Here is a 22472-nt window from a genome sequence, read left to right on the forward strand (position 1 = left end):
TCATGCGGATGCGGCCCGGCTCAGCTTTTACGATTTTGATTGCACCTGCCTATGACGCGCACGTCACCGCGTACGAATTTTCACAGTTCGGAACTCATTCGTTGTCTCTCTGACCTGAGCCTTGCGGAGGCGGCTGACCACGGGACTGCGTTCGCGGAAAAGCTCGGCCAGTGGATTCACTTCGCCGATGCGATCACGCTGTCGGCCGTGCACGGCGAGGCCATTGCGGGATCGCCAGGTCAGGCAAGGCCATCCTCCGGAGCCCATGGCGCCGCATGCGCCGCGGCCATTGCCGAATTCGACCGCATACAAGGCTTCCTGGTCAATTCGATCACGAAGAGCTGCTCACCCGATCCGGCCAGTCCGGCGAAAAAGACTCACATCAGCCTGCCTCTGCCGGAGCCCGAGCCGCCGCAGAGCATTGCGGCGGCCTATGCGCCGTACCGGCGCTTCTATGAAGCCCATCAGCGCGACATGGAGTCGAGCATCCAGCCGCTGCGGGTCAATCTGCGCAGCGCCGTTGCAAAGGCGTCACCCAGGCTCAGGAAACTTGCCGAACTCGACGCAATGTTTGAGAAGATATTGCGCGAGCGCGAAACGAAGCTGCTGTCGAAGGTGCCGCTGCTTCTCAAGGCCCGTTTCGAGCAGTTGTTCAAGGAACATCAGCAAACGCTTGCCGATAACGGGCAGGCGGACGACCCCGCCGGCTGGATCCAGCCGGACGCCTGGCTGGCACGCTTCTGCAGCGACATGCAGATGCTTCTGCTGGCCGAAATGGAGCTGCGCCTGCAGCCGGCGATGGGACTCATCGAAGCATTCAGACAAGATACGCAATGAATAGACATTTCTTTACGGCCGCCTTTGTGCTGGGCGCGCTTGGAATCATCTGGGTCGGTATCGGCTTTTTCCCTTCCAGTCTTCTGGCGCTGCTGATGACGGCTGTCATCGGCGCGGTCTATGTGTACGGGGCGCTCGAACTGCATCGCTTCCGTCAGGCGACCATGGGCTTGTCAGCCGCGCTGGCGGCGATTCCCGACCAGCTCGCCAGCCTCGATGACTGGCTGGCGAAGCTGCCTTCCTCGCTGCAGGGCGCCGTGCGACTGCGCGTCGAGGGCGAGCGCGTCGCCCTGCCCGGGCCGGCTCTCACACCTTACCTGGTCGGGCTGCTGGTCATGCTCGGGATGCTCGGCACCTTCCTCGGCATGGTCGTCACGCTCAAGGGCGCGGTCTTCGCGCTTCAGAAAACCACCGACCTGGAGGCAATCCGCTCCGCGCTGTCCGTGCCGGTGTCGGGACTGGGCCTGGCTTTCGGTACCTCGGTGGCCGGCGTTGCCGCCTCCGCGATGCTGGGCCTGATGTCGGCGCTCAGCCGGCGCGAAAGAATGCAGGCGGCGCAAGTGCTCGATACCCGCATCGCCACGGTACTGCGTCGTTTCTCGCTCGTGCATCAGCGCCAGGAAACCTTCAAGGCGCTTCAGCTGCAGTCGCAGGCATTGCCCCAGGTGGCCGACAAGCTGCAGGCGATGATGACGCAGATGGAAGACATGAGCCGGCAGCTGAACCAGCGCCTGCTCGGCAACCAGGAAGACTTTCACCGCAATGTCGGCACCATCTATACCGAACTGGCCCGCTCCGTCGATCAATCCCTGCGCGAAGGCCTGAGCCGGAGCGCGCAGATCGCAGGCGACAGCATCAGGCCCGTGGTGGAAGCCGCGATGAACGGCATCGCGGATGAAGCCAAGGCCATGCATGAACGCATGGCCGGCACGGTGCAGACACAGCTCGACGGCCTTTCGGCACGCTTCAGCGATACCACTGCGACGGCGGCATCGGCCTGGACGGCGGCTGCGAAGAGTCAGGAGCAGGCGAGCGCCACGATGGTCGCGGAAGTGGGGCGTACCTTGCATGCCTTCAGCGAAAACTTCGAGCAGCGTTCGAATGCTCTCGTCACCACCATCGGCGATGCTTATGCCGGCCTGCAAAGCGATCATGCCCAGCGCGACGCGCAGCGGCAGGCGGCATGGACACAGTCGCTGGAAGCCATGGCGGCGGCGCTTGCCGGCGAGCTGCGCCAGACCGGCGCGGACACCCTTGCCCAGCAGCAGAAGGTGTGCGACATCCTGTCGCAAACCGCGCAGGAGATCGCCGGCCGGATGCAGGCGAGCGCAACCGGCACGCTGGCCGAAACGACGCGCCTGCTCACCGGCGCCGAGGAACTGGTGCGCTCCCGCATCGCTTCCGAGGCGCAATGGATGGATCAGCACCGTGAACGCATGGAGGATCTGGCCGCCATGCTGCGTACCGAACTCGGCACGCTCAGGAACGAAGAAGCTGCCCGCGCCGATGCGGCGGTGGAGCGCCTGGGGCAGCTGCAGGCCGCGCTCGCCACGCATCTGACGACACTGGGCACCGCGCTGGAAGCACCGATCGCGCGTCTCATCGAGACCGCCTCGGAAGCGCCGCGTGCCGCAGCGGATGTTATCGCCCAGCTGCGCGAGCAGGTTTCCGCCGGCGTCGTCCGCGACAACGAACTGCTCGAAGAGCGCAGCCGCATCATGGAAACCCTGAATTCACTGCTCGAGTCAATCAACCATGCGTCTCTGGAGCAGCGCGGCGTGATCGATGCGCTCGTGGCGTCGTCCACTGCCACGCTGACTGCGGCGGCCGGCTCTTTCTCGGAAAACGTGGCTGCGGAAACCGCCAAGCTCGCCGATATCTCCGCCCATGTCACCAGCAGCGCGGTCGACGTATCGAGCCTGAGCGAAGCCTTCGGCTTTGCCGTGAGCTCCTTCAACGACGCCAACGAAAAACTGATCGCCAGCCTGCAGCGCATCGAAGGCGCGATGGACAAGTCCATGGCGAGAAGCGATGAGCAGCTTGCCTACTACGTTGCCCAGGCACGCGAAATCATCGACCTCAGCATGACGTCGCAGAAAGACATCTTCGATGAGCTGCGCCAGCTGCCCGGCAGGCAGGCGGCACCGGCGGAAGAGGTCCGGTAATGGAGGAGAGCGACGCAAGCGTGGATCACGGCGCGCCGGTCTGGGCCGCTTTCGGCGACCTGATGGCCAGCCTCCTTGGTGCCTTCGTGCTGGTGCTGGTCGGCGTGGTGGCGGTCCAGATGGAACTGACCTCGCATCTGCAGGACGAGGTGAAGAAGCGCCAGGTCGAAGAACAGCGCCGCATGAGCCTGGAAAAGGCCCTGGCGATTCCGCTCGCCTCCGGGCGCATTACCTTGAACAACGGCCGCATCGGCATCAGCGGGCAGGTCTTGTTCGAAGTGAATTCCGACCAGCTGCAGCCCGAAGGCAGGCAGCTGCTGACCAGCCTGGTTACGCCGCTGAAGGCGTATCTGGGCGCGCGCAACGAGATGCTGATGGTCAGCGGATTCACCGACGACAAGTCCATCCGCAGCGGCCGCTTTGCCGACAACTGGGAACTGTCGGCGCAGCGCGCACTGACCGTTACGCGTACCCTGATCGATGAAGGCATGCCGTCATCCATGGTGTTTGCGGCGGCGTTCGGCGCCGAGCAGCCGGTAGTTCCGAATACCGATGCCGCCGCGCGTGCGCAGAACCGGCGGGTGGAAATGGCGCCGGTGCCGAAAACCGCCAATGCCGGCAAATGATGGTGCCAGATCCTAGGCAAGCTGCCGCCGCGCCGGAGGCATTCCCTGATGTAAGTGCTGCTGTCGCTGCATTGCGCGCGGCCGGTGCGGACCGCTTCGATCCTGTCCAGTTTCGCTATATTGATGCGCTGGCCGAGCGCGCGTCGCTGCATCAGGGAAGCATCAAGCGCTTGCTCGATGCCAAACTGGCGCAGGCTGTGGCGGCGCTCCAGGAGCGCTTCTTCGCAGCACAGTCCGACGCCCAGGAAATCCTTGATCGCAGCGCGCAGCATTTTCCGTATGCGGCCAGGGAACTGCAGCGGCTCTACGGCGCCGGCGAGTTCAAGGCCTTGCGCAGCTTTGCCGCCGGCCTGAGCCCGTCAGCGCAACGAACATTGTCTCCTCTCGGTGCGCTGCTTCGACAGCTTGAGCAGCATGTGCCGGAACCGTCCGGCTCGCCGCTCATGCGCAGTCCCGGCGCACGTCGCGAGCTGAAAACCATACGCACGTTCAAACAGACCCTGTCGAAGCTGAGCGTGCACAAGCAGGTCGCGCAGGCGCTCGAGCAGGCGCCGAAAAATGCCGGGCCGATCAACTCCCACATGCTGGTGCTGCGCTCGCTGGCCTTGATGCGCGATATCTCGCCCGATTATCTCAACCGCTTCATTACCTATGCGGATGCGCTGCTATGCCTGGAGCAGAGCGAGAAGGAGAAGCCGGGCGCTCCGAAGAAGACGCAGGGAGCAAAGTCGGCGAAGAAGTAGTTCTTCCCATCGGAAGCGGCCAGAAGAACGGAACGCGCCGGTCGACATATTGCCGATACAGTTCGCCGTAGGCATCCCGAAGGCGCATCTCTTCATGCTTCGAGCCGAGAATGAGGTACAGCGAGCCCACCACGTTGAATGCCAGCCGCCGCGCGGTCATGTGCGGCGTCAGCCAGAAGATGGGAATGCCTGCGAAATTCAGGGGATGCCGGCTGTGCAGGTAGGGGCCGCCGATACCCAGCCTGCCATCCGGCTTCAGTTCCGGTCCCTGCGCAGCAGGACCTGGAGGCATCGGCAAGCCGCGCCGCCATGCCTGCAGGCTGGCATAGCCCGACCACTGCGCAACGCCGGCTTCCTTCAGGCCGATCAGCAGATAGGCTATGCCAGCGGCCTGGCCGGTTCGCAGCAGGAGCGCACCGAAGCCCTCGATGCGATACAGCGTCGTAGTCGGCAGGCGGGCTCCATAGGCCAGCAGCGCACCGAAGCCGGCCAGCGACTGAACGACAAAAAACACCCGATAGACGGCATCGCGTCTTTCTTCGCCAAGCCATCGTGCGGCAAGCAGCTTTGCGCCGCGCGTGGCAAGCGCGCTGTGCACGGCGGCGAAGGTGATTGTGGCAAGGCTGATTTTGACGGCAGTGCGCATGCTGGGCCCGGTCGCGTTCAGGCCGGCATGGTGCCGCGCCGGGATTCGCTCAGGAATTTGAGCAGCAGCCGGTTGACTTCGGCAGGCGCTTCGTTCGGCGCCCAGTGGCCGGCATCGCGCAGGAGCTGGATGCGAATGCGCGGCGCGAAGCGCTCCAGGCCTTCCAGCAGGAAGGAGCCCAGCGACGGATCCTTTTCACCCCAGATCACCAGCGCCGGCGCCTCGGTCCGCGCACATCGGGCAAGCGCCATCGCCCCCGGGCGTGCATTGATCCGGTAATAATCCAGTGCCGCTTTCAAGGCACCAGGCTGCGACAGCGTCTGCACGAAGTCGTCGATCTCGTCGTCGTCGAACGCCGGCTTGCGGTAGGGCACGCTTTTGAACATCTGCCGTACGGCGAGAAAGCGCCGCGCCGACAGCAGGCGTTCCGGCAGCAAGGGCAGCTGGAAGAAGGCAGCATACAGGCTGCGCACCGCCTGCGACGTGCGCCAGGCCTTTTCCGCATAGACCTGCATGTGCGGCGCATTCAGGATGATCAGCCGGTCGAGCAGTTCGGGATAGGCGCCGGCGAAGGTCCAGGCAATGATGCCGCCCCAGTCATGGCCCGCCACCACGGCGCGCGGATAGCCGGTGGCCTTGACGATGAAAGCCACATCCCTGACCAGATGGCGCAGGTGGTACGCTTCGCGGGCGGCGGGAACGTCGGAAGGCGGATAGCCGCGCAGGTTCGGCGCCCAGACCGAAAAGCCGGCCGCGGCCAGCGGTTCGATCTGGAACCGCCAGACATGGCAGTTCTCCGGAAAGCCGTGCAGGAGAATGATCGGCGGACCGTCTCCGCTCACTTCCACATGCAGGACGACGCCGTCGGCCTGTATGCGTTCATGGCGGGTTGCGGTCGGCGTCACGAGGCTTTCCCTTCAGGAACCGATGCGCAAAAACTCCGGCAGGACCGGAAGCGCGGAGCATGCGCCGCCTCATACCTCGACTTCCGCCTTGGCATATTGCGGATCGCTTTCCTTCAATGCGCCGCGCAGTTCCTCGGCCATGTTCTCCAGTTCCGCAATCAGGGCGGCGACCTGCAGCCCGATGAACAGCCGCAGGTAAATCATGCGTTTGCGCTTTCTCATTTTCATGTCGGCATCCTCCTGATAGTCATTGCACTCGCGCAGCGTTTCACGGCGGACTCGGCTGCCGGGCGTCAATCCTATGAGTAGGCAACCGGAAGGCAAACGAGTTCCGCATCAGGACTGCCGCTCCACCTCGAAGCGGCCCTCCAGCGCGCTGACCAGATAAAGCTCGTCGAAGCCTTCTTCCGGCACCGGCCGCTGCAGGCGCTTGAGCGTGCCGAACAATCCCGCAAGCGGAACGGCATGTCTGGGCTCCCGCTGTGCATTGCGTGCTGCGGAGGCGGCGGGATCGGGCTCGAAGAAGTAGCCGATCACGCGAAATCGGGCTTTCCTTGCCGCATCGATATAGCGCATCCTGTCTTCCCGCGACGGATTGGTGTTGTCGACGACGAAGCGCTGCTGCGTGGACAGGCAGGCTTGCATGAACAGATTTTCCCGATGCCGGGTCTTCAGCAGGTCCAGGCTGATGCGTACATGCGTATCGAAAAAATGCTGCCGGTAGAACGTGCTCTTGCCGCTGGCCTGTATGCCGATGAACAGGAGCATTTCCACGGCTGCGGTGCCGGTGTCACCCGGGCTGGCCGAGCAGGCGCAGGAATTGACGCCGGACGATGCCGTAGCACTCGCAGCAGGCATTTTCCAGTCCGGGCCGGTCGAGCACGGTGATGAAGCCGCGCTTGTATTCGATCAATCCCTGCTCCTGCATCTTGCCTGCGACCAGGGTGACGCTGGGGCGGTGGACGCCCAGCATGGAGGCGAGATACTCATGCGTAAGCTGAAAGGACGCATGGTGCATGCGGTCATGGCTCATCAGTATCCAGCGCGCAAATCGCTGTTCGACCGAATGCAGCGCATTGCACGCCACCGATTGCGAGACTTGCGCCAGATAGGCCTGCAGGTATTGGAGACACAGTTTGCGCAGGGGCGTGTCGCCTGCCGTCAGGGCAAAAAATCGATCCGAAGTCATGCGCAGCGCTTCCCCCGGGATCTGGCAGACCGTCGTCGTGATGCCGATCTCATTGCCCGTCAGAAGATCGATGGTGGAAAACCCTTCATAGCCCACCGTGCCGACCTCGATGGTGGCGCCGTTCTCCATGATGGCAAGGATGGAGTGCTCGCCGCTGAGCGGAAAATAGGCGTGCCGGATCGGGCCGTCGCGTTCGAACAGCTTGAAATGCAGCGGAGTGGCGATGTATTCGAGATCCGGGAGGAGCCGCTGGTATTCGTCATCGGGCAACATGCCCAGCAGCAGATTCCGGCACTCCTGCCTCGACTGCGGGACGGATGTCATGAAAGTCTCCAGGCTAAAGTAAGGGAACTTGACAGGCTTGCAACCGGTACGACAAGTGAATCGCGGCTAAGTTTGCCGGAGCGGCCGGAATGTGACATTTGCCGGCGGGCATGCATTGTCATGCCGTGTCGCCTGGAGGAAAACATGACGCGGCATGTCGCGGTGAAATGGCGGACAAAATAAAAAAGGGCGAACCTTGCGGCCCGCCCGTCAAACGCAGGTACTCTCTGTTTTCAGATCACACGAACTTGCCGATCTTCTTCTCCACCGCGGCGCGCACCGAGCCGGTGGTGATGAAGGAGTGCGCGGCCTGGATGTCGTTGTGGAACCAGCGGTCGCCGTCCAGGCAGGCTGGAAGCTGGCGGCGGATCTCGTCGTAGGCCGCCTGCGTGCCCTGGCCGAGCACGAAGCCGGGCAGCAGCGATTCGGTCATGGTCAGGCCTTGCGCGGCGAACAGCATCTCGACGCCGACGATGTACTGCGTATTGGCGATCACGGTTGCCGCCTTGCGCGCGCACCAGGTCGAATTGGAGATGTGGTCTTCGCTGTTGCCCTTGGCAGGGATGCTGTCGACGCTGCCCGGCATGCACAGCGTGCGGTTTTCCATCACCAGCGCGCTCATCGAGCACTGCACCACCGGATAGCCGGTATTGACGCCGCGGATGCCGGTCATCAGGTTGCGCGGCAGGCCCCAGGACAGGGTGGGGTCGATCAGGCGGTTGATGCGGCGCTCGACGATGCTGCCGAGATCGGTGACGGCCATCGCCAGCAGGTCCATCGCCTGCGCCAGGTACTGGCCGTGGAAGTTGCCGCCGGAAATGATCTCGAAGCCGCCGCCGTCCTTGGAGAAGATCAGCGGATTGTCGGTGGCCGAGTTGATCTCGCGGGAGACGATGGTGTCGATATAGTCGAGCGCGTCGAACACCGGGCCGTAGACCTGCGGCGCGCAGCGCAGCGAGTACACATCCTGGATGCGCGGCGTGTAGGGAATGTCGGTGCGGCGCAGTTCTTCCGGGAACTGCACGGCGCGCGCTTCATGCGTGGTGCGGGTGGAACCCTTGAGCAGGTTGCGCATGATGGCCGCGGTCTTGATTTGGCCCACATGCGGACGCGCCTTGTGGATGCGGTCGTCGAAGGCCGACATTTCGGCGCGCATCGCTTCCAGCGTCAGGCCGAGCGACAGGCAGGCATCCGACAGCAGGTTGCGCGAATCGTGCGCAGCCAGCACGGCGACGGCGAGCGACACCGTGCAGCCGTTGATCAGCGCCGATGCATCCTTGGCCTTGAGGTCGAACTTGACCGGGCCGACGCCCGATTCCTGGATCGCCTGCGGCGCGCTCATGCGCTTGCCCTTGTACATCACCTCGGCTTCCTCGAAACCGGCGATGGCGGCGCCGAGATAGGCCAGCGGCGCGAGGTCGCCGGAAGCGCCGACCGAACCCTTCTGCGGCATGATCGGATGGATGCCGGCATTGATGAAAGCCAGCAGGCGGTCCACCACTTCCGCGCGCGGCGCGGAATAGTTGCTGGCGAAGGCATTGGCGCGCAGCAGCATGGTGGCGCGGCTGACTTCCTCGGAGAAGGGCTCGCCCATGCCGGCGGCATGCGCCTTGATCAGCTGGGTCTGGAACAGCTCGATGTGCTCGACCTTGATGCGGGTATCCTTGAGCAGGCCCACGCCGGTGTTGAAGCTGTACATCATCGGCGCTTCATCGTGCATCCAGGTGGATTCGATGTAGTCGCGGCTTTCCTTGAGCGCGGCGCGCGAGGATTCGGCGAGGTCGACCTTGACCTTGGGATCGCGTGCGATGGCGACCACCTGTTCCGCTGTGAGATTGAAGCCGTCGATAAGTATTGTTGTCATGATGGTCACCGTATGTAACGTTGGGTTTGTGTAAGTGAGGCGCGCTGTGCCGGAATCGGATTAATGCGTGCGGCCCTTGAAGTTTTCGACGAAGCCGGAGAACACCTTCGCTGCAATCTCCGCATCCTCGGCCGTCATGATTTCGTCCGGATGATGGCTGATGCCGCCGTTGCCGCAGCGTACGAACAGCATCGCCACATCGGTCAGCGACGCGATTGCCATCGCATCGTGGCCGGCGCCGGAAGGCAGGTGGCGCACCGGCAGGCCTTCCCGCTCGATGGCAGCGCCGAGCTGTTCCTGCAGCCAGCCGGCACAGGGCACGCTCTTCGCTTCATGCGTGCGGTTGATGTCGAGGCTGACATTGCGTCGTGCGCCGATGGCCTGCATCTGATTGACCACGTCGCTCACCGCCGCTTCCCGCACCTCGTCGGTCTCGGCGCGGATGTCGATGGTGAAGACCGCCTTGCCCGGTACCACGTTGGCCGCGCCGTTGGGCACTTCCAGCTGGCCGACGGTGCCGACCAGGCCGGGAATGCCGGAGCAGCGCTTCTCGATGTAGAGGCCGATCTCGGCGGCCGTCATCGCCGCATCGCGCCGCAGGCTCATCGGCACGGTGCCGGCATGGCCGGCCAGGCCGGTCGCTTGCACCAGGAAACGGCTGGCGCCGGAAATCGCGCTCACCACGCCGACTGACAGGTTCTCGTCGAGCAGCACCGGGCCCTGTTCGATATGCACTTCCATGAAGCCGAGCACGCTTTCGGGCCGGTAGGCTGCGCCGGCAAGCTCGTCGGGATTGAAGCCGGCCGCGTGCATCACCTGGCGCATGGTCTGGTCGTTGGCGTCGCGCTTGTCGAGCACGCCGACATCGAAGCTGCCGGCAATCGCGCGGCTGCCCAGGAGGGTCGCCTTGAAGCGCACGCCTTCTTCCTCGGCGAAGCCGATCACCTCGATGGCGAAGGGAAAGCGCCTGCCGGCCTTGTTCCATTCCGCGATGCAGGCGATCGGCAGGAGTATGCCAAGATTGCCGTCGTACTTGCCGGCGTCGCGCACCGTGTCGAAATGCGAACCGGTCAGCAATGCCGGCGCGCCGGGCGTGGCGCCCTCGTAGCGGCCGATCACGTTGCCGGCGGCGTCGCGCCGCACGCTCATTCCGGCCTCGCGCATCCATTGCGACAGCTGCTCGGCGGCTCCTCTGTGGGCCGCGGTCAGGTAGGTGCGGGTGAGCATGCCGTCCGCTTCGCTGTGTCCGGCCAGTTCGTCCGCCCAGCGCATGATGGTTGCTCCGATACTGCCTGCATGATTCATGGTTTCTCCTTGGTCGGCATGCACGGTCTCCAGGTGTTGAAAAGTATAATATCGTATTCAAACATTGTATACAAAAACTTTGAGCAAAACCGGTGTGCGAGCCTTGCCGCCTGCTATATTATCTATAGCGCGCCAGATATTGCCGGCTCCGGGCGGAATGTTCTAATACGCTGCCTTGCGGCGGCGTACAGCGTACGGCAGCGTGCGACGCAAGACGCCCACTTAGGCGGTTTTGCGATGCCCGGTGTTGCTTTCATGATAAGCTCGCGTCGCCCGATTGATTCGTTTTCGTCCATTTATGGTTAAGCCACGCACAGAAACAGAAGAAGAACCGTCTGCAGCGAAAAGCGCCAACGAGATCGCTGCAGACATTGCCGCCGCGATCGCTGCGCGCCAGCTGCCGCCTGGCACCAAGCTGCGCGAAGAAGCCCTTTCCCGCCTGTATTCCGTCAGCCGCACCAAGATCCGCGCCGCCCTGCTGACCTTGTCCAAGGACAAGCTGATCGACATCATTCCCGACCGCGGCGCCTTCGTCAGCCAGCCGACAGAAACGGAAGCCCGCGAAATCTTCGCGACACGGCGCGTTCTCGAAGCGGCAATGGCCAAGGAATTCATCGCCAAGGCCAAGCCGGCCGACTACCGGATGCTGGAAAAGCATCTCAAGGCCGAGCGCGCCGCCGTCAGCGGCAACGATTCGAAGGCCCGGTCGCAGCTCCTGGGCGACTTCCATGTGCTGCTGGCCGAAGTGGCCGGCAACCAGGTGCTGACCGAAATCCTCAAGGAACTGGTGGCGCGCAGCTCGCTCATCACCATGCTCTACCAGTCCGAGATGGATGCGGTCTGCTCGTCCGACGAGCATCTGGAATTTCTGGAGGCGGCCAAGGCCGGCAAGGTGGAGCGCGCGGTGAAGCTCATTCTCGACCACCTCAACCATGTCGAGTCCGCGCTGCAGTTCGACAAGAGCCTGGAAGACAGCAGGAAGGACCTGGTCTCGGTGCTGCTGGCCTGAGCGCCTTGCACCACGCATGCATTGGCTGATCGCTTTGGGAAAGGTCGCCCTTCGCAAAGCCGAAGCCGATCGCGACGATGTCTTCTTTTCCCTTGCCGGCTGCCGAATCCGTCATAAATTGAAGTAGGGTTGTTGACTATGATTCGATTGAAAACGGATACCGAAAGTGTCGATTTCCGACTCGCAACAAAGGCAGTTGAGAGAGTGGCTTGCCGCTGTCGCGCGGCATGATGCTGATGCCTTCCGCTCCCTATATGGCGCCACCTCTTCGAAACTGTTCGGCTTCGCCCTGCGCATCCTGACGAGACGTGAATGGGCGGAGGAAGCATTGCAGGAAAGCTTCATCAGCATCTGGAACAGTGCCGTGACCTACCAGTTCAACTTCGCCGCGCCAATGACTTGGATGGCCGCAATCGTACGCAATAAGGCGTTCGACATACTGCGGCGCGTTGATGACTCGATGCAGCTCGGCGCCGACAGCTTGGATCCGGAAATATTGTCAGCGGTCGAGAGTCCCGATCCGACACCGATCGAAGCGCTGCAGATGAGCAGCAGCGCAAAAGCGCTGGCCCGTTGCCTTGCTCGTCTGGAAGCGACGCACAGGCAGGCGGTTGCACTTGCGTTCTATCATGAGCTTTCCTATTCCGACGTCGCTCGGCAAATGAACATCCCCATCGGCACGATCAAGACGTGGATCCGGCGAGGGCTCGAACAGCTTCGCCTCTGCATGAACGGACTGGAGCACGCGTGAACCGTCAATGCCTGCGCGACAATGCGACCCTGCGCGAAAAGCTGGCCGCGGAATATGTGCTGGGAACCCTGCGCGGCGGGGCGCGGCATCGCCTCGAGGAATGGATGAGCGATGAACCGTTGTTGCGGCAGACGGCCGCCGAGTGGCGCGAGCGCCTCTATCCTCTGGCTGAATTCGGTGCGGCGGTTCAGCCTTCTCCGCAGGTATGGGATCGGATTGAAAAGACGCTCGATCTGCGAGGCAGGCGCAATACGCCTCGCCGAATGTTCCGGCACAAACTCATCGAGAGTCTGCATTTCTGGCGAGGTGTGGGCGTCGCTTCAACGGCATTGGTCGGCCTTCTTGCCGCCGTTCTGCTGGCAAGGCAGGCAGAGCCGCCGGTACCTGCCGCCTCGCATGTTGCCGTCCTGCTGGATGCGAAGAATAGTCCGGCGCTGCTCGTCAGCGTCAATACTGGCATCAACACCAACACCGACCGGCGCCTGCTGACGGTCAAGGTGCTCGCGCGTCTCGGCATCGCCGCGGACAAGAGCCTGGAATTGTGGGCCGTGCCGCAACAGGGCGCGCCGCGTTCGCTCGGATTGCTGGCGACTGACGGCACGATCACGCTGCCGCTGCCGGACGACGTTACGCCCCTGCAGGCAGCTTCGCTGGCAGTCAGCCTGGAACCCAAGGGCGGTTCGCCGAACCGCAATGCGCCCAGCGGTCCTATCCTGTTCAAGGGCGCTTGGGCAGGAACATGACTGCATGCCGGAGGCAACAGACCTCTGAAGAAATCTGCGAAATTTTCGCAGGAGTGAATCCGAAATCGGCTTTGCACCGTATAAGTCAATGCATGGCCGGCCCGTTCCGGCGATGCGTTTCAGTCACTTCATTCTTCAGGAGCAAAGTCATGAACACCTCATCGCCCGACACACTCGTCTCGCCGGACATCGCCGCGGAATCCGCAGGCTGGCTTTCGGCGGAAACCTTGAACGCGCAAGACGCCGACGATCCGGAGCTGAACGTCAGCTGCCGCAGCAAGACGATGCTGGCCGCAGTGCCCGACATCATCAGCGAGGTCGCCAAATTGCTGGTGATCGACGGACAAACCCTCGAAGTCAACTTCGGCCTCAATCCCAATCACCGCTTCGTGCCCGGGGATGCGCCGCGTACCTGCAGTGCCAGCATTGACGACATCACCTGGCTGCAGTCACGAAGCCAGAATCTTTTTCAGGTCGACTTTCCGTTCAAGGCCTTGCTCGCGGCACAGAACCAGCTGCGGGCCACCCTGAAGTTCAATCGTTTCGGCGAAAACATCGTCTTCGCATTCCGGCTGAAATACAGGGAAGGTCCGGAAACGCCGCGGCAGGCGAAGAAGGTCGTTCTTCTTGCCACGATCATGCCCAAGTCCCGCGATGTCTTGCTCACGAAAGGATAGTGCCGGGTCGCTGAATCCATACAGGCATTGTTCCAGGCTGGCCCGGATCGCGAGCCGGGCCAGCCTCGGCAAGCTGCGGGCTGCCGGGGTATGCTGTCGTCGCGCATGCCTTGTCATCGCCTTCAAGCCCGCAGCGAGTGCTTATTCCATGCTCGTCTACCGGGACGGCAATACTTGTGGAGCCAGCTGCTTCAGGAAGAACGAGACAATTTTTCTGTTCACTTCAGGAACCTCCCGGGCGCGGTCGAACCCCGGCGGATCGTCGATGAGCGCGGCGAGCAGGCCGGATCGGCCGGGAGGCAAGGGCGACAGCAGCGATCCATGGCCGCCTTCGGCCAGATCGGCGATGCGTTCGCATGTCGAACACGCTTGCAATATGACTTCGCTGTGAAACCGCGGGACGAGCCACTCGTCCTTGCGTGCCGTCACCATTCCCAGTGAAACGCGGGGAGCAGCCAGCGAGGCCGGATCGAAGTCCGCCGCAAACGGAACTCCTGCAACGACGGCAGAGATGCGCGGGTCGGTATGGTTATACCAGGCCGGATCGTTGAGCTTGACGCCGATGACCCATTGCGTAATGCGTATCTTCAATCCATCGAACATGCCGCCGTCGAGCCGTGTCGTCAGCCCGGCGCAGGCCTGGAAATCTTCAGCGATGGAAGTGTCGCAATGACGCTTCAACTGCGCCGGCGACCATCGTCCTCCGGCAAGCGTCAGCGCCGTATGGCCGCCTGCCGACATGCCGAACATGCCGACCTTGTCGAGCGATAGCAGGGAAGCGAATTGCGGGGCATGCGCGACGGCATCGATGGCCTGCGACACCTCCGCCGGACGCCGCTTCCAGCTTGCAGGGCCGGGGGCGCTGCCATCCTTGTAGTTGTCGGCCTGGTGTTCCGGAAACGCGACGACGAATCCGGCGTCGACCAGGCTGCGCGCCAGATCGGCATGCACCCATGGCGACCCGGTCGAACCATGCGAAATCACGACAAGCCGTCCATTGCCCCGTACCGGAGTACCCTGCCACGCGACATCAAGCGCAAACCGGTCCCGTTCGATTCCCCCGGCGTCGCTGCTGCTGGGGTAGAACACCGTGACCGGGCCGGAGCCAGTTTCACTTTCTATCTCCGTCAAACCCACGGAGGCTTGGGCAAGCGTCGAAAGAAGGGCAATGGCGAAACTGATCAGCAGGGTGCATGTACGCATGGCATGTTCGGGATGATATGTTGGCGGGACGCGCCGGCTGGCTGCCGCTCATCCGGGCTTGATGGTATATCCGTTCTCGCGGGTGAGGCGCCTCATGAATATGGGAGTTGGTGCCCTTGTCTTGCCGGTTCGACGAATGTGGCATGGAAGTGCCGATCCGCCTGCACCATGGCGATGTGGCGGATGCGGGAAAGCATTTCGTTCATCATGACGAAACGGCGCTGTTCATTGCGGCAATTGATGACATGATCCAGATGCTGCTCAGCAAATCGGCTGGCTTTTACTCGAGCAGCAAGCGAGGCTGCGGCACAGGACATCAAGCCGTCGCGCATTACTTTCCGAATACGGTACTCGCGCATGCTCTTCATTCTCAAATGCAACATTCAACCATGATTCCCGTTCATCACGATTTACCTCTGCAAAACGTTAAAATGGCAGCTTTGCTTTCGGCAACGAAGGCTCGCCAAGTTGATCGGCGTGCCTTGAGGCAACGTCGCCAGCCACGACTCCATGCACGCCAACCACAAATACCAGCTCCCCATCCAGATTGCAATCATCGGCCTGAGCATTGCCGTCTTCATATTCGACTTCTTCACCCGCGTCGGCGTGGCCGAATGGGTGTTCTACCTGATCCCGGTGGTATTGAGTGCGATGCAGGGCAGGCGCTTCCTGCCGTTTGCGGTGGCCGGCATTCAGGCCATCATGATCGCCGTCGGCCTGGTGGTGTCTCCGGACGGCATCGATCCCACGCTCGCCATCATCAACCGGGGATTCGGCACCATCGTGGTCTTCGTGGTCGCATTCCTGTCCTACCGTGTGGTGAGCGAGAGGCTGCGGTCGCAGCGGCTGCTGTGGCTGCAGGAAGGTCAGGCGCGCGTTGCGCGGAGCCTGCTCGGCGAGCAGGAGGTGCACGAGGTCGGCAACAACGTGCTGCGGGCGCTGGCCGGCTATGCCGATGCACAGCTGGGCGTGCTCTACCGCATCGACGGCCAGATGCTCAAGCTCGCGGGCAGCTATGCCTACACCGGCGCAACGCGCGAACTGCCGCTGCGTCACGGCCTGGCCGGCGAATGCGCCGCCGACGGCAAGGCGCGCTGGGTGACCGACATCCCGGCGGACTATATCAAGGTGGCTTCCGCGACGGGAGGCGCCTCTCCGCGCCAGCTGCTGATCGCGCCGATCACGGCCGAAGCGCGCATCATCGGCGTGATGGAACTCGGATTCATCAATGGCCGCATCGATGCGGCGGATCAGCTGGAGCTGACCCATCTCGTCGGCGAATCTGTCGGCATGGCGCTGCGTTCGGCCATGTACCGCCAGCACCTGAAGGAGCTGCTCGAGGAAACCCAGCGCCAGGCCGAGGAATTGCAGGCGCAGCAGGAAGAGCTGCGGGTATCCAACGAAGAACTGGAAGAGCAGGGCCGTGTACTGCTGGAGTCGCAAACCCGGCTGGAGAACCAGCAGGCCGAACTGGAGCAGACCAATGTGCAGCTGGAAGAACAGACCCAGCGGCTGGAGCGGCAAAAGCAGGATCTCCTGGCCGCGCAGCGGGCCATGCAGCGCAATGCGGAAGAACTGGCGCGCGCCAGCCGCTACAAGTCCGAGTTCCTTGCCAACATGTCGCATGAATTGCGCACTCCGCTCAACAGCTCGCTGATCCTGTCCAAGCTGCTCGGCAACAACCCCCAGGGCAACCTGACCGAGGAGCAGGTGCGCTATGCCCGCACCATCCATGACTCCAACAACGACCTGCTCGCGCTGATCAACGACATTCTCGATCTGGCCAAGGTCGAATCCGGCCATGTCGACATCGCGCCGGAACCGGTGTCGGTGGCCGGCATCATCGAGCCGCTGCGCCAGACCTTCGAACCGGTGGCCAGGGACAAGGGCGTGGCGCTGACCATCGGCATTGCCCAGGACGTGCCGGCGACGCTGGTGACCGACGGCCAGCGTCTGCGGCAGGTATTGAAAAACCTGCTGTCGAACGCATTCAAGTTCACCGAGCGCGGCGAGGTCGTCCTGCATATATCACGGGCGCCGGGCAACAGGATTGCCTTCGCGGTGAAGGATACCGGCATCGGCATTCCCGAACACCAGCAGGATGTGATCTTCGAAGCCTTCCGCCCGGCCGACGGCACCACCAGCCGCAAGTACGGGGGTACCGGGTTGGGCCTGTCGATCTCGCGGGAACTCGCCCACAGGCTCGGCGGCGATATCCGGGTGCAAAGCGTGGCGGGCGCGGGCAGTACCTTCACCCTGGAAGTCGCAGCCTCGCTGGATGCCGCTGCTCCCGATGCTTCCCGGCTTTCTACAGCGTCCGGTGCTTCCTATGGACTCCAACCAGGAGTGCACCGGGAAATGGCCGGCGCCGCCGCACTGCCTGCAGCGGTGCCGCAATCCGCGCTTCTGTCCGCGCCGGATGCCGCACTGGCCGCGAGCGATGATTTCCAGCCCATTGCCTTCCAATACGATGACCGTACCCAAGGCGAGCACGAACGCCTGATCCTGGTGATCGAGGATGATCCGCGGTTCGCGTCGGTCCTGAAGGACCTCGCGCAGGAGCTCGACTTCGACTGCATCGCCGCCTCCAGCGGCGAAGAGGCGATTCGCCTCGCCAAGGACAAGTCGCCGAGCGGCATCCTGCTCGACGTCGGCCTGCCCGACCAGTCGGGTCTGAGCGTGCTCGAGCGCCTCAAGCGCGATCCCGCCACGCGGCACATTCCGGTGCACATGATGTCGGTCGACGATCATGTGCATACCGCGCTGGAGCTGGGGGCGGTCGGCTATGCGCTCAAGCCGGTGGCGCGCGAGCAGATCGTCGAGGCGATCGCGCGGCTCGAAGACAAGCTGCAGTCGCGCGCCCGCCAGGTGCTGGTGGTCGAGGACGACGCGGCGCTGCGCGAGAATATCGGCCTGCTGCTCAAGGCGCAGGACGTCGAAATCACCAGCGTCGGCACGGTCAAGGAAGCACTGGAGAAGGTGTCCTCCAATACCTATGACTGCATGGTCATGGACCTCAACCTGCCGGATGCGAGCGGCTATGACCTGCTCGAGAAAATGGCGGGCGGCGGCAAGTATTCCTTCCCGCCGGTCATCGTCTATACCGGCCGCACGCTGTCGCGCGACGAAGAGCAGCGCCTGCGCCGCTATTCGCGCTCCATCATCGTCAAGGGTGCGAAGTCGCCCGAGCGTCTGCTCGATGAAGTCACGCTGTTCCTGCACCGCGTGGAAGCCTCGATGCCGCCGGACGTGCAGAAACTGCTGCTGCAGGCCCGCCAGCGCGACGCCGTGTTCGAGGGACGGCAGATCCTGCTGGCCGAAGATGACGTGCGCAACATCTTTGCGCTCTCCAGCGTGTTCGAGCCGCTCGGCGCAAAGCTGGAGATTGCCCGCAACGGCCGCGAAGCGATCGAGCGGCTGGAGCGTGACGACGGCATCGACCTGGTGCTGATGGACCTGATGATGCCGGAAATGGACGGCCTGCAAGCCATCCGCGAAATACGCAAGCATCAGGAATGGTCGCGCCTGCCCATCATTGCGCTCACGGCAAAGGCCATGGCCGACGACCGCAAGAACTGCATCGATGCCGGCGCCAGCGACTATATCGCCAAGCCGATCGATATCGAGAAGCTGGTATCGCTATGCCGCGTATGGATGCCTAAGTAGAATAGCGGCATGACCCGACTCGATCCCGCGTTCGACATTGAGCTGCGCCTCCTGCTGGAAGGCATCTTCCTGCGTTACCAGCACGACTTCCGCCATTATGCGGTGGCGTCGCTGCGGCGGCGTATCGTGCAGGCGATGCGGCGCTTCAACTGCCGCACGGTGTCGGAACTGCAGGGCCTGATCCTGAACGACCCGGCGATCTTCGCGCAGATGCTGCAATACTTCACCGTCCAGGTCAGCGAGATGTTCCGCGACCCGCAATATTTCCTCGCGCTCAAGACGGAGGTGTTTCCGCTGCTTGCCACCTATCCCTCGATCAAGATATGGGTGGCCGGCTGCAGCTCGGGTGAGGAAGTGTGGTCGCTGGCCGTCCTGCTGGACGAGGCCGGCCTGCTGGAACGTTGCCTGATCTACGCGACCGACATCAATCCGGACGCGCTCAAGGCCGCCGAGGCCGGCGTGTTTCCGCTGGACCGCATCGCCGGCTTCAGCACCAACTACCAGCAGGCCGGCGGCGAGCGCTCGCTGTCGGACTACTACACAGCCGCCTATCACGGCGCGCTGTTCGACCGGCGCCTGCGCAAACAGATGGTGTTTGCCGATCACAGCCTGGCCACCGACAGCGTGTTCTCGGAAGTGCATCTGGTGTCGTGCCGCAACGTGCTGATCTACTTCGACCGCGAACTGCAGGACCGCGCCATCGGCCTGTTCCGCGATGCGCTGGTCCACCGCGGATTTCTCGGCCTGGGCATGAAGGAAAGCCTGCGCTTCACGTCGCATGCCGATGCCTTCGCCAGCATCGCCATGGCCGAGAAGATCTTTCAACGCCGATAGGACGAGGAACGCCATGAGCGAAACGAACCGAATCGAACTGGTGGTCATCGGCGTATCGGCAGGCGGCGTGGAAGCGCTCGGCCGCCTGCTTCCCGCCTTGCCCGCGGACCTCAACGCCGCGGTTGCCGTCGTGCTGCACATTCCGCCGGACCGGCACAGCCGCCTGCCGGAACTGTTCGGGCCGCGCTGCAGGCTTGCCCTCAAGGAAGTCGAGGACAAGGAACTGGTCTTGCCCAACATCGTGTATTTCGCTCCGCCCGACTATCACATGCTGGTGGAACCCGACGGAAGCTTCTCGCTGTCGCAGGATGAACCGGTGAATTTCTCGCGGCCTTCCATCGATCTGCTGTTCGAATCCGCCGCGCTGGCTTATCGTGCGGCGGTACTTGGTATCATACTGACTGGCGCGAGCGCCGACGGCGCGGCAGGGCTGAAGTCCCTGCGCGAATCCGGCGGCACCGCATGGGTGCAGGACCCCGAGGATGCAGCCATGCCGGTCATGCCGGCTGCGGCGATCAGCGAGGCCGGCGCCGACCGCATACTTTCTCTCAATCAGATGGCAAGCCTGTTGTCTTCGCCGACAGCGCTGGACTTGCCGAGGCAGCTTTCATCTTGAGTCAAGACATCAACATCCTCGTCGTGGACGACGTTGCCCAGAATTTGGTGGCAATGCAGGCACTGCTCGCACGCGACGGCATACGGGTGATAACGGCGTCTTCCGGACCGGAAGCGCTCGAAATCCTGCTCGTCCATGAAGTCGCGCTCGCCCTCGTCGACGTGCAGATGCCGCTCATGGATGGCTTCGAACTTGCGGAACTGATCCGCGGCAGCGCCCGCACGCGCGCGGTGCCGCTGATCTTCCTGACCGCGGCGGCGACCGAGGCGAAGACCACCTTCCGCGGCTACGAGGCAGGCGCCGTCGATTTCCTCTACAAGCCCGTCGACCCCGCCGCGCTCAAGAGCAAGGTCAATGTCTTCGTCGAACTGCATGCGAAGGAAAAGCAGCTCTCGCGCCAGCTTGAAGAGCTGCGCCAGGCGCTGCACATGAATGAAATGTTCGCCGCCGTGCTCGGGCATGACCTGCGCAATCCGCTGTCGTCGATCATGATGGGCGCCGAAGCGATACGGCTGGTGTCGGACAATCCCCAGATCACCGCCTCGGCCGACCGCATTCGTTCCAGCGGCGACCGCATGATGAAGATGATCGGCCAGCTGCTCGATGTCACGCGCATCCGCTCGGACGGCATACGCCTGAACCTGCAACCGAAAAGCTATGTCGACATCGGCCGCAAGATCGCGGGCGAGCTCGCCCACGGCCGGCCGGACAAGCGCATCGATATCGAATCCAGGGGCAATTGCGAAGGCATGGTCGACGGCGATCGTCTCGAGCAGATTTTCTCCAACCTCATCGGCAATGCATTGCAGCACGGCGAGCCCGGTGCGCCGGTTCAGGTCGGCATCGACGGTTCCGCGCAGCGCAGCATCGTCGTGGAAGTCAGGAACGGCGGCGTGGTGCCGGAATCGGTACGCCCTTACCTCTTCGAGCCGTTTCGCGCCGGCGTGATGCAGCGTCACCCGAGCGAAGGGCTCGGACTCGGCCTCTACATCGTCAAGCACTTCGTCGATGCCCACGGCGGCAAGGTGGAACTGCATTCGAGCCAGGAAGAGGGAACGGCGATACGGATCGCAATGCCGAGGTGAGTTCGCTGCCTGTTCGCCGGCTGCCTGGCCTTGAGCAGTCAACGAATTTCTGAAAGACCCGGTGCATCTGCATTTCACTCCCTCTCCCGCAGGCGGGAGAGGGTCGGGGTGAGGGGGCGCATGACGAAGAGCGGCCCTGACAAGCCCCCTCATTCCCGGCCCTCGCTCTACTCCCCGCCTGTGGGCGTAGGGAGCAAAACGATGCGTCAAACCACTTTTAACGCTCAGCTTGGCGTGTCGCGGTTGTCATCCAAAGCCCCCTCTACGGACTGCCGATATGCAATCTCAACCTTGCCAGCCTGAAAATCCGCCGCTCTTCTGTTCCATGTCCTGAGTCGGGATGGATATCACTTGAACTCCGGTTCCTCCCACCACGGGAAGAACGGCGGCATGTCGCCGGAGACCTTGTCGGCAAAGACCGCCGGGCGTTTTTCGAGGAAGGCCGTCACGCCTTCGCGTGCATCGGCCGACTGCCCGCGCGACTGTATGGAACGGCTGTCGATGCGATGCGCATCCATCGGGTGCTGTGCCGCCGACATGCGCCACAGCATCTGCCTGGTCAGCGCGACCGAGACCGGGGCGGTATTGTCGGCAATCTCCCTTGCCAGCGCATAAGCCGCCGGCAGCAAATCGTCGGGCTCATGCAGCGAACGGACCAGCCCGTGCGCAAGCGCCTCCTCGGCGCCGAACACGCGTCCGGTCGTACACCACTCGAGCGCGGTCTGCATGCCGACCAGCCGCGGCAGGAACCATGACGAGGCGGCTTCCAGCGTAATGCCGCGCCTTGCAAAGACGAAGCCGAAGCGCGCCTGGGTCGATGCAAGCCGCATGTCCATCGGCAGCTGCATGGTGGCGCCGATGCCGACGGCGGGTCCGTTGATGGCGCCGATGACGGGCTTCAGGCTTTCAAAGATGCGCAGGGTGTTCGTGCCGCCGCCGTCGCGGTACACATCGCCCACCTTCAGAGATTCGCGGGTCAGATCGCCAGGATTGGCCTTGCGGTCGAAGGTGGCGCCGCCGGAAGACAGGTCGGCGCCGGCGCAGAAAGCGCGTCCCGCGCCGGTGATGACCACGACGCGCACATTATCGTCGGCATCGGTTTCGTCGAACAGCGCGATGAGTTCCTCGCGCATTTTTGCGTTGTAGGCATTGAGCTTGTCGGGGCGATTCAGCGTGATCGTCGCAATGCCCCGGTCAACGCTGTAGAGCGTGGTTTCGAGTGTCGGTAAAGGCATGATGGTGTCTCCATTTATGAAATGTGTTCCGACTTGCCGTCCACGCCCC

22 protein-coding genes are annotated in these 22472 nt (G+C 63.1%); 12 read left to right on the plus strand and 10 right to left on the minus strand.

Translation table 11 applies throughout. The features are described from left to right. Positions 1 to 51: 51 nt before the first annotated feature. The 4 genes from IGW03_RS07895 to IGW03_RS07910 are packed head-to-tail and all read left to right on the plus strand — an operon-like array spanning position 52 to position 4371. Positions 52 to 837 (plus strand): DUF3348 domain-containing protein, encoded by a 786-nt coding sequence (locus tag IGW03_RS07895; protein WP_194721979.1) that lies wholly within the window; start codon positions 52 to 54, stop codon positions 835 to 837. After that, positions 834 to 3002, plus strand: coding sequence for a DUF802 domain-containing protein (locus IGW03_RS07900; protein WP_194721980.1), 2169 nt, complete (start codon positions 834 to 836; stop codon positions 3000 to 3002). Before IGW03_RS07895 ends, IGW03_RS07900 begins: the two co-directional genes overlap by 4 nt. Continuing rightward, positions 3002 to 3628 carry an OmpA family protein gene (locus IGW03_RS07905; protein WP_194721981.1) on the plus strand — a complete coding sequence of 209 codons (627 nt, stop codon included), beginning with the start codon at positions 3002 to 3004 and terminating at the stop codon, positions 3626 to 3628. The genes IGW03_RS07900 and IGW03_RS07905 overlap by 1 nt, the downstream gene beginning before the upstream one ends. Further along, on the plus strand, positions 3625 to 4371 hold the full coding sequence (locus tag IGW03_RS07910; RefSeq protein ID WP_194721982.1) for a DUF2894 domain-containing protein: 747 nt from the start codon (positions 3625 to 3627) through the stop codon (positions 4369 to 4371). The genes IGW03_RS07905 and IGW03_RS07910 overlap by 4 nt, the downstream gene beginning before the upstream one ends. Here the strand turns inward: IGW03_RS07910 and IGW03_RS07915 are convergent. The 7 genes from IGW03_RS07915 to IGW03_RS07945 all read right to left on the minus strand — a co-directional run bounded on the left by IGW03_RS07915 (position 4274) and on the right by IGW03_RS07945 (position 10604). Continuing rightward, positions 4274 to 5017 carry a methyltransferase family protein gene (locus IGW03_RS07915; protein ID WP_194721983.1) on the minus strand — a complete coding sequence of 248 codons (744 nt, stop codon included), beginning with the start codon at positions 5015 to 5017 and terminating at the stop codon, positions 4274 to 4276. The two genes, IGW03_RS07910 and IGW03_RS07915, sit on opposite strands and share 98 nt — an antisense overlap. A 17-nt stretch (positions 5018 to 5034) precedes the next feature. Further along, entirely contained in the window at positions 5035 to 5922 is an 888-nt protein-coding gene (locus tag IGW03_RS07920) for an alpha/beta fold hydrolase (protein WP_194721984.1), read from the minus strand. A 69-nt stretch (positions 5923 to 5991) separates the two neighbouring features. After that, on the minus strand, positions 5992 to 6150 hold the full coding sequence (locus IGW03_RS07925) for a hypothetical protein (protein ID WP_194721985.1): 159 nt from the start codon (positions 6148 to 6150) through the stop codon (positions 5992 to 5994). 108 nt (positions 6151 to 6258) lie between these two features. Then, positions 6259 to 6780: an AAA family ATPase gene (locus IGW03_RS07930; protein WP_228535195.1), complete on the minus strand. Its 522-nt coding sequence runs from the start codon at positions 6778 to 6780 to the stop codon at positions 6259 to 6261. Beyond that, positions 6713 to 7435 (minus strand): Crp/Fnr family transcriptional regulator, encoded by a 723-nt coding sequence (locus IGW03_RS07935; RefSeq protein ID WP_194721986.1) that lies wholly within the window; start codon positions 7433 to 7435, stop codon positions 6713 to 6715. The genes IGW03_RS07930 and IGW03_RS07935 overlap by 68 nt, the downstream gene beginning before the upstream one ends. A gap of 238 nt (positions 7436 to 7673) precedes the next feature. Continuing rightward, complete coding sequence (locus IGW03_RS07940) at positions 7674 to 9299, minus strand: HAL/PAL/TAL family ammonia-lyase (protein WP_194721987.1); 1626 nt, start codon at positions 9297 to 9299, stop codon at positions 7674 to 7676. A gap of 60 nt (positions 9300 to 9359) precedes the next feature. Then, complete coding sequence (locus IGW03_RS07945; protein WP_194721988.1) at positions 9360 to 10604, minus strand: allantoate amidohydrolase; 1245 nt, start codon at positions 10602 to 10604, stop codon at positions 9360 to 9362. 298 nt (positions 10605 to 10902) lie between these two features. On the opposite strand from IGW03_RS07945, the gene IGW03_RS07950 reads away from it, so the two are divergent. From IGW03_RS07950 to IGW03_RS07965, 4 genes are all read left to right on the plus strand, one after another. Then, positions 10903 to 11613: a GntR family transcriptional regulator gene (locus IGW03_RS07950; RefSeq protein ID WP_194721989.1), complete on the plus strand. Its 711-nt coding sequence runs from the start codon at positions 10903 to 10905 to the stop codon at positions 11611 to 11613. A 166-nt stretch (positions 11614 to 11779) separates the two neighbouring features. Further along, positions 11780 to 12364, plus strand: coding sequence for a sigma-70 family RNA polymerase sigma factor (locus tag IGW03_RS07955; protein ID WP_194721990.1), 585 nt, complete (start codon positions 11780 to 11782; stop codon positions 12362 to 12364). Next, a complete protein-coding gene (locus IGW03_RS07960; protein ID WP_194721991.1) occupies positions 12361 to 13107 on the plus strand; it encodes an anti-sigma factor in 747 nt (248 codons plus the stop codon). The genes IGW03_RS07955 and IGW03_RS07960 overlap by 4 nt, the downstream gene beginning before the upstream one ends. Before the next feature lie 149 nt (positions 13108 to 13256). Beyond that, complete coding sequence (locus IGW03_RS07965; protein WP_194721992.1) at positions 13257 to 13784, plus strand: hypothetical protein; 528 nt, start codon at positions 13257 to 13259, stop codon at positions 13782 to 13784. A 156-nt stretch (positions 13785 to 13940) separates the two neighbouring features. Here the strand turns inward: IGW03_RS07965 and IGW03_RS07970 are convergent, their stop codons facing one another. Then, positions 13941 to 14987: an alpha/beta hydrolase family protein gene (locus tag IGW03_RS07970; RefSeq protein WP_194721993.1), complete on the minus strand. Its 1047-nt coding sequence runs from the start codon at positions 14985 to 14987 to the stop codon at positions 13941 to 13943. 92 nt (positions 14988 to 15079) lie between these two features. Beyond that, positions 15080 to 15355, minus strand: a complete 276-nt coding sequence (locus tag IGW03_RS07975; protein WP_194721994.1) for a hypothetical protein — start codon at positions 15353 to 15355, stop codon at positions 15080 to 15082. Between the two features lie 142 nt (positions 15356 to 15497). Between IGW03_RS07975 and IGW03_RS07980 the strand changes: the two genes are divergently transcribed. From IGW03_RS07980 to IGW03_RS07995, 4 genes are read left to right on the plus strand one after another with little or no spacing between them, the layout of a single operon-like run. After that, positions 15498 to 18653 carry a response regulator gene (locus IGW03_RS07980; RefSeq protein ID WP_194721995.1) on the plus strand — a complete coding sequence of 1052 codons (3156 nt, stop codon included), beginning with the start codon at positions 15498 to 15500 and terminating at the stop codon, positions 18651 to 18653. Between the two features lie 9 nt (positions 18654 to 18662). Next, entirely contained in the window at positions 18663 to 19487 is an 825-nt protein-coding gene (locus IGW03_RS07985) for a CheR family methyltransferase (protein ID WP_194721996.1), read from the plus strand. 13 nt (positions 19488 to 19500) lie between these two features. Then, positions 19501 to 20103, plus strand: coding sequence for a chemotaxis protein CheB (locus IGW03_RS07990; protein WP_194721997.1), 603 nt, complete (start codon positions 19501 to 19503; stop codon positions 20101 to 20103). Next, positions 20100 to 21188 (plus strand): hybrid sensor histidine kinase/response regulator, encoded by a 1089-nt coding sequence (locus IGW03_RS07995; RefSeq protein WP_194722041.1) that lies wholly within the window; start codon positions 20100 to 20102, stop codon positions 21186 to 21188. Before IGW03_RS07990 ends, IGW03_RS07995 begins: the two co-directional genes overlap by 4 nt. 347 nt (positions 21189 to 21535) lie before the next feature. On the opposite strand, the gene IGW03_RS08000 is transcribed toward IGW03_RS07995, so the two are convergent. Beyond that, on the minus strand, positions 21536 to 22423 hold the full coding sequence (locus tag IGW03_RS08000) for a crotonase/enoyl-CoA hydratase family protein (protein ID WP_194721998.1): 888 nt from the start codon (positions 22421 to 22423) through the stop codon (positions 21536 to 21538). Positions 22424 to 22472: the final 49 nt, after the last annotated feature.

It is taken from the genome of Noviherbaspirillum malthae (assembly GCF_015352985.1).
GTDB lineage: Bacteria > Pseudomonadota > Gammaproteobacteria > Burkholderiales > Burkholderiaceae_D > Noviherbaspirillum > Noviherbaspirillum malthae.

Coding starts and splice junctions, on each gene's coding strand:
- IGW03_RS07895 (WP_194721979.1), top strand. CDS start 52: ATGACGCGCACGTCACCGCGTACGAATTTTCACAGTTCGGAACTCATT.
- IGW03_RS07900 (WP_194721980.1), top strand. CDS start 834: ATGAATAGACATTTCTTTACGGCCGCCTTTGTGCTGGGCGCGCTTGGA.
- IGW03_RS07905 (WP_194721981.1), top strand. CDS start 3,002: ATGGAGGAGAGCGACGCAAGCGTGGATCACGGCGCGCCGGTCTGGGCC.
- IGW03_RS07910 (WP_194721982.1), top strand. CDS start 3,625: ATGATGGTGCCAGATCCTAGGCAAGCTGCCGCCGCGCCGGAGGCATTC.
- IGW03_RS07915 (WP_194721983.1), bottom strand. CDS start 5,017: ATGCGCACTGCCGTCAAAATCAGCCTTGCCACAATCACCTTCGCCGCC.
- IGW03_RS07925 (WP_194721985.1), bottom strand. CDS start 6,150: ATGAAAATGAGAAAGCGCAAACGCATGATTTACCTGCGGCTGTTCATC.
- IGW03_RS07930 (WP_228535195.1), bottom strand. CDS start 6,780: ATGCCTGCTGCGAGTGCTACGGCATCGTCCGGCGTCAATTCCTGCGCC.
- IGW03_RS07935 (WP_194721986.1), bottom strand. CDS start 7,435: ATGACATCCGTCCCGCAGTCGAGGCAGGAGTGCCGGAATCTGCTGCTG.
- IGW03_RS07940 (WP_194721987.1), bottom strand. CDS start 9,299: ATGACAACAATACTTATCGACGGCTTCAATCTCACAGCGGAACAGGTG.
- IGW03_RS07945 (WP_194721988.1), bottom strand. CDS start 10,604: ATGAATCATGCAGGCAGTATCGGAGCAACCATCATGCGCTGGGCGGAC.
- IGW03_RS07950 (WP_194721989.1), top strand. CDS start 10,903: ATGGTTAAGCCACGCACAGAAACAGAAGAAGAACCGTCTGCAGCGAAA.
- IGW03_RS07965 (WP_194721992.1), top strand. CDS start 13,257: ATGAACACCTCATCGCCCGACACACTCGTCTCGCCGGACATCGCCGCG.
- IGW03_RS07970 (WP_194721993.1), bottom strand. CDS start 14,987: ATGCGTACATGCACCCTGCTGATCAGTTTCGCCATTGCCCTTCTTTCG.
- IGW03_RS07975 (WP_194721994.1), bottom strand. CDS start 15,355: ATGAAGAGCATGCGCGAGTACCGTATTCGGAAAGTAATGCGCGACGGC.
- IGW03_RS07980 (WP_194721995.1), top strand. CDS start 15,498: ATGCACGCCAACCACAAATACCAGCTCCCCATCCAGATTGCAATCATC.
- IGW03_RS07985 (WP_194721996.1), top strand. CDS start 18,663: ATGACCCGACTCGATCCCGCGTTCGACATTGAGCTGCGCCTCCTGCTG.
- IGW03_RS07990 (WP_194721997.1), top strand. CDS start 19,501: ATGAGCGAAACGAACCGAATCGAACTGGTGGTCATCGGCGTATCGGCA.
- IGW03_RS08000 (WP_194721998.1), bottom strand. CDS start 22,423: ATGCCTTTACCGACACTCGAAACCACGCTCTACAGCGTTGACCGGGGC.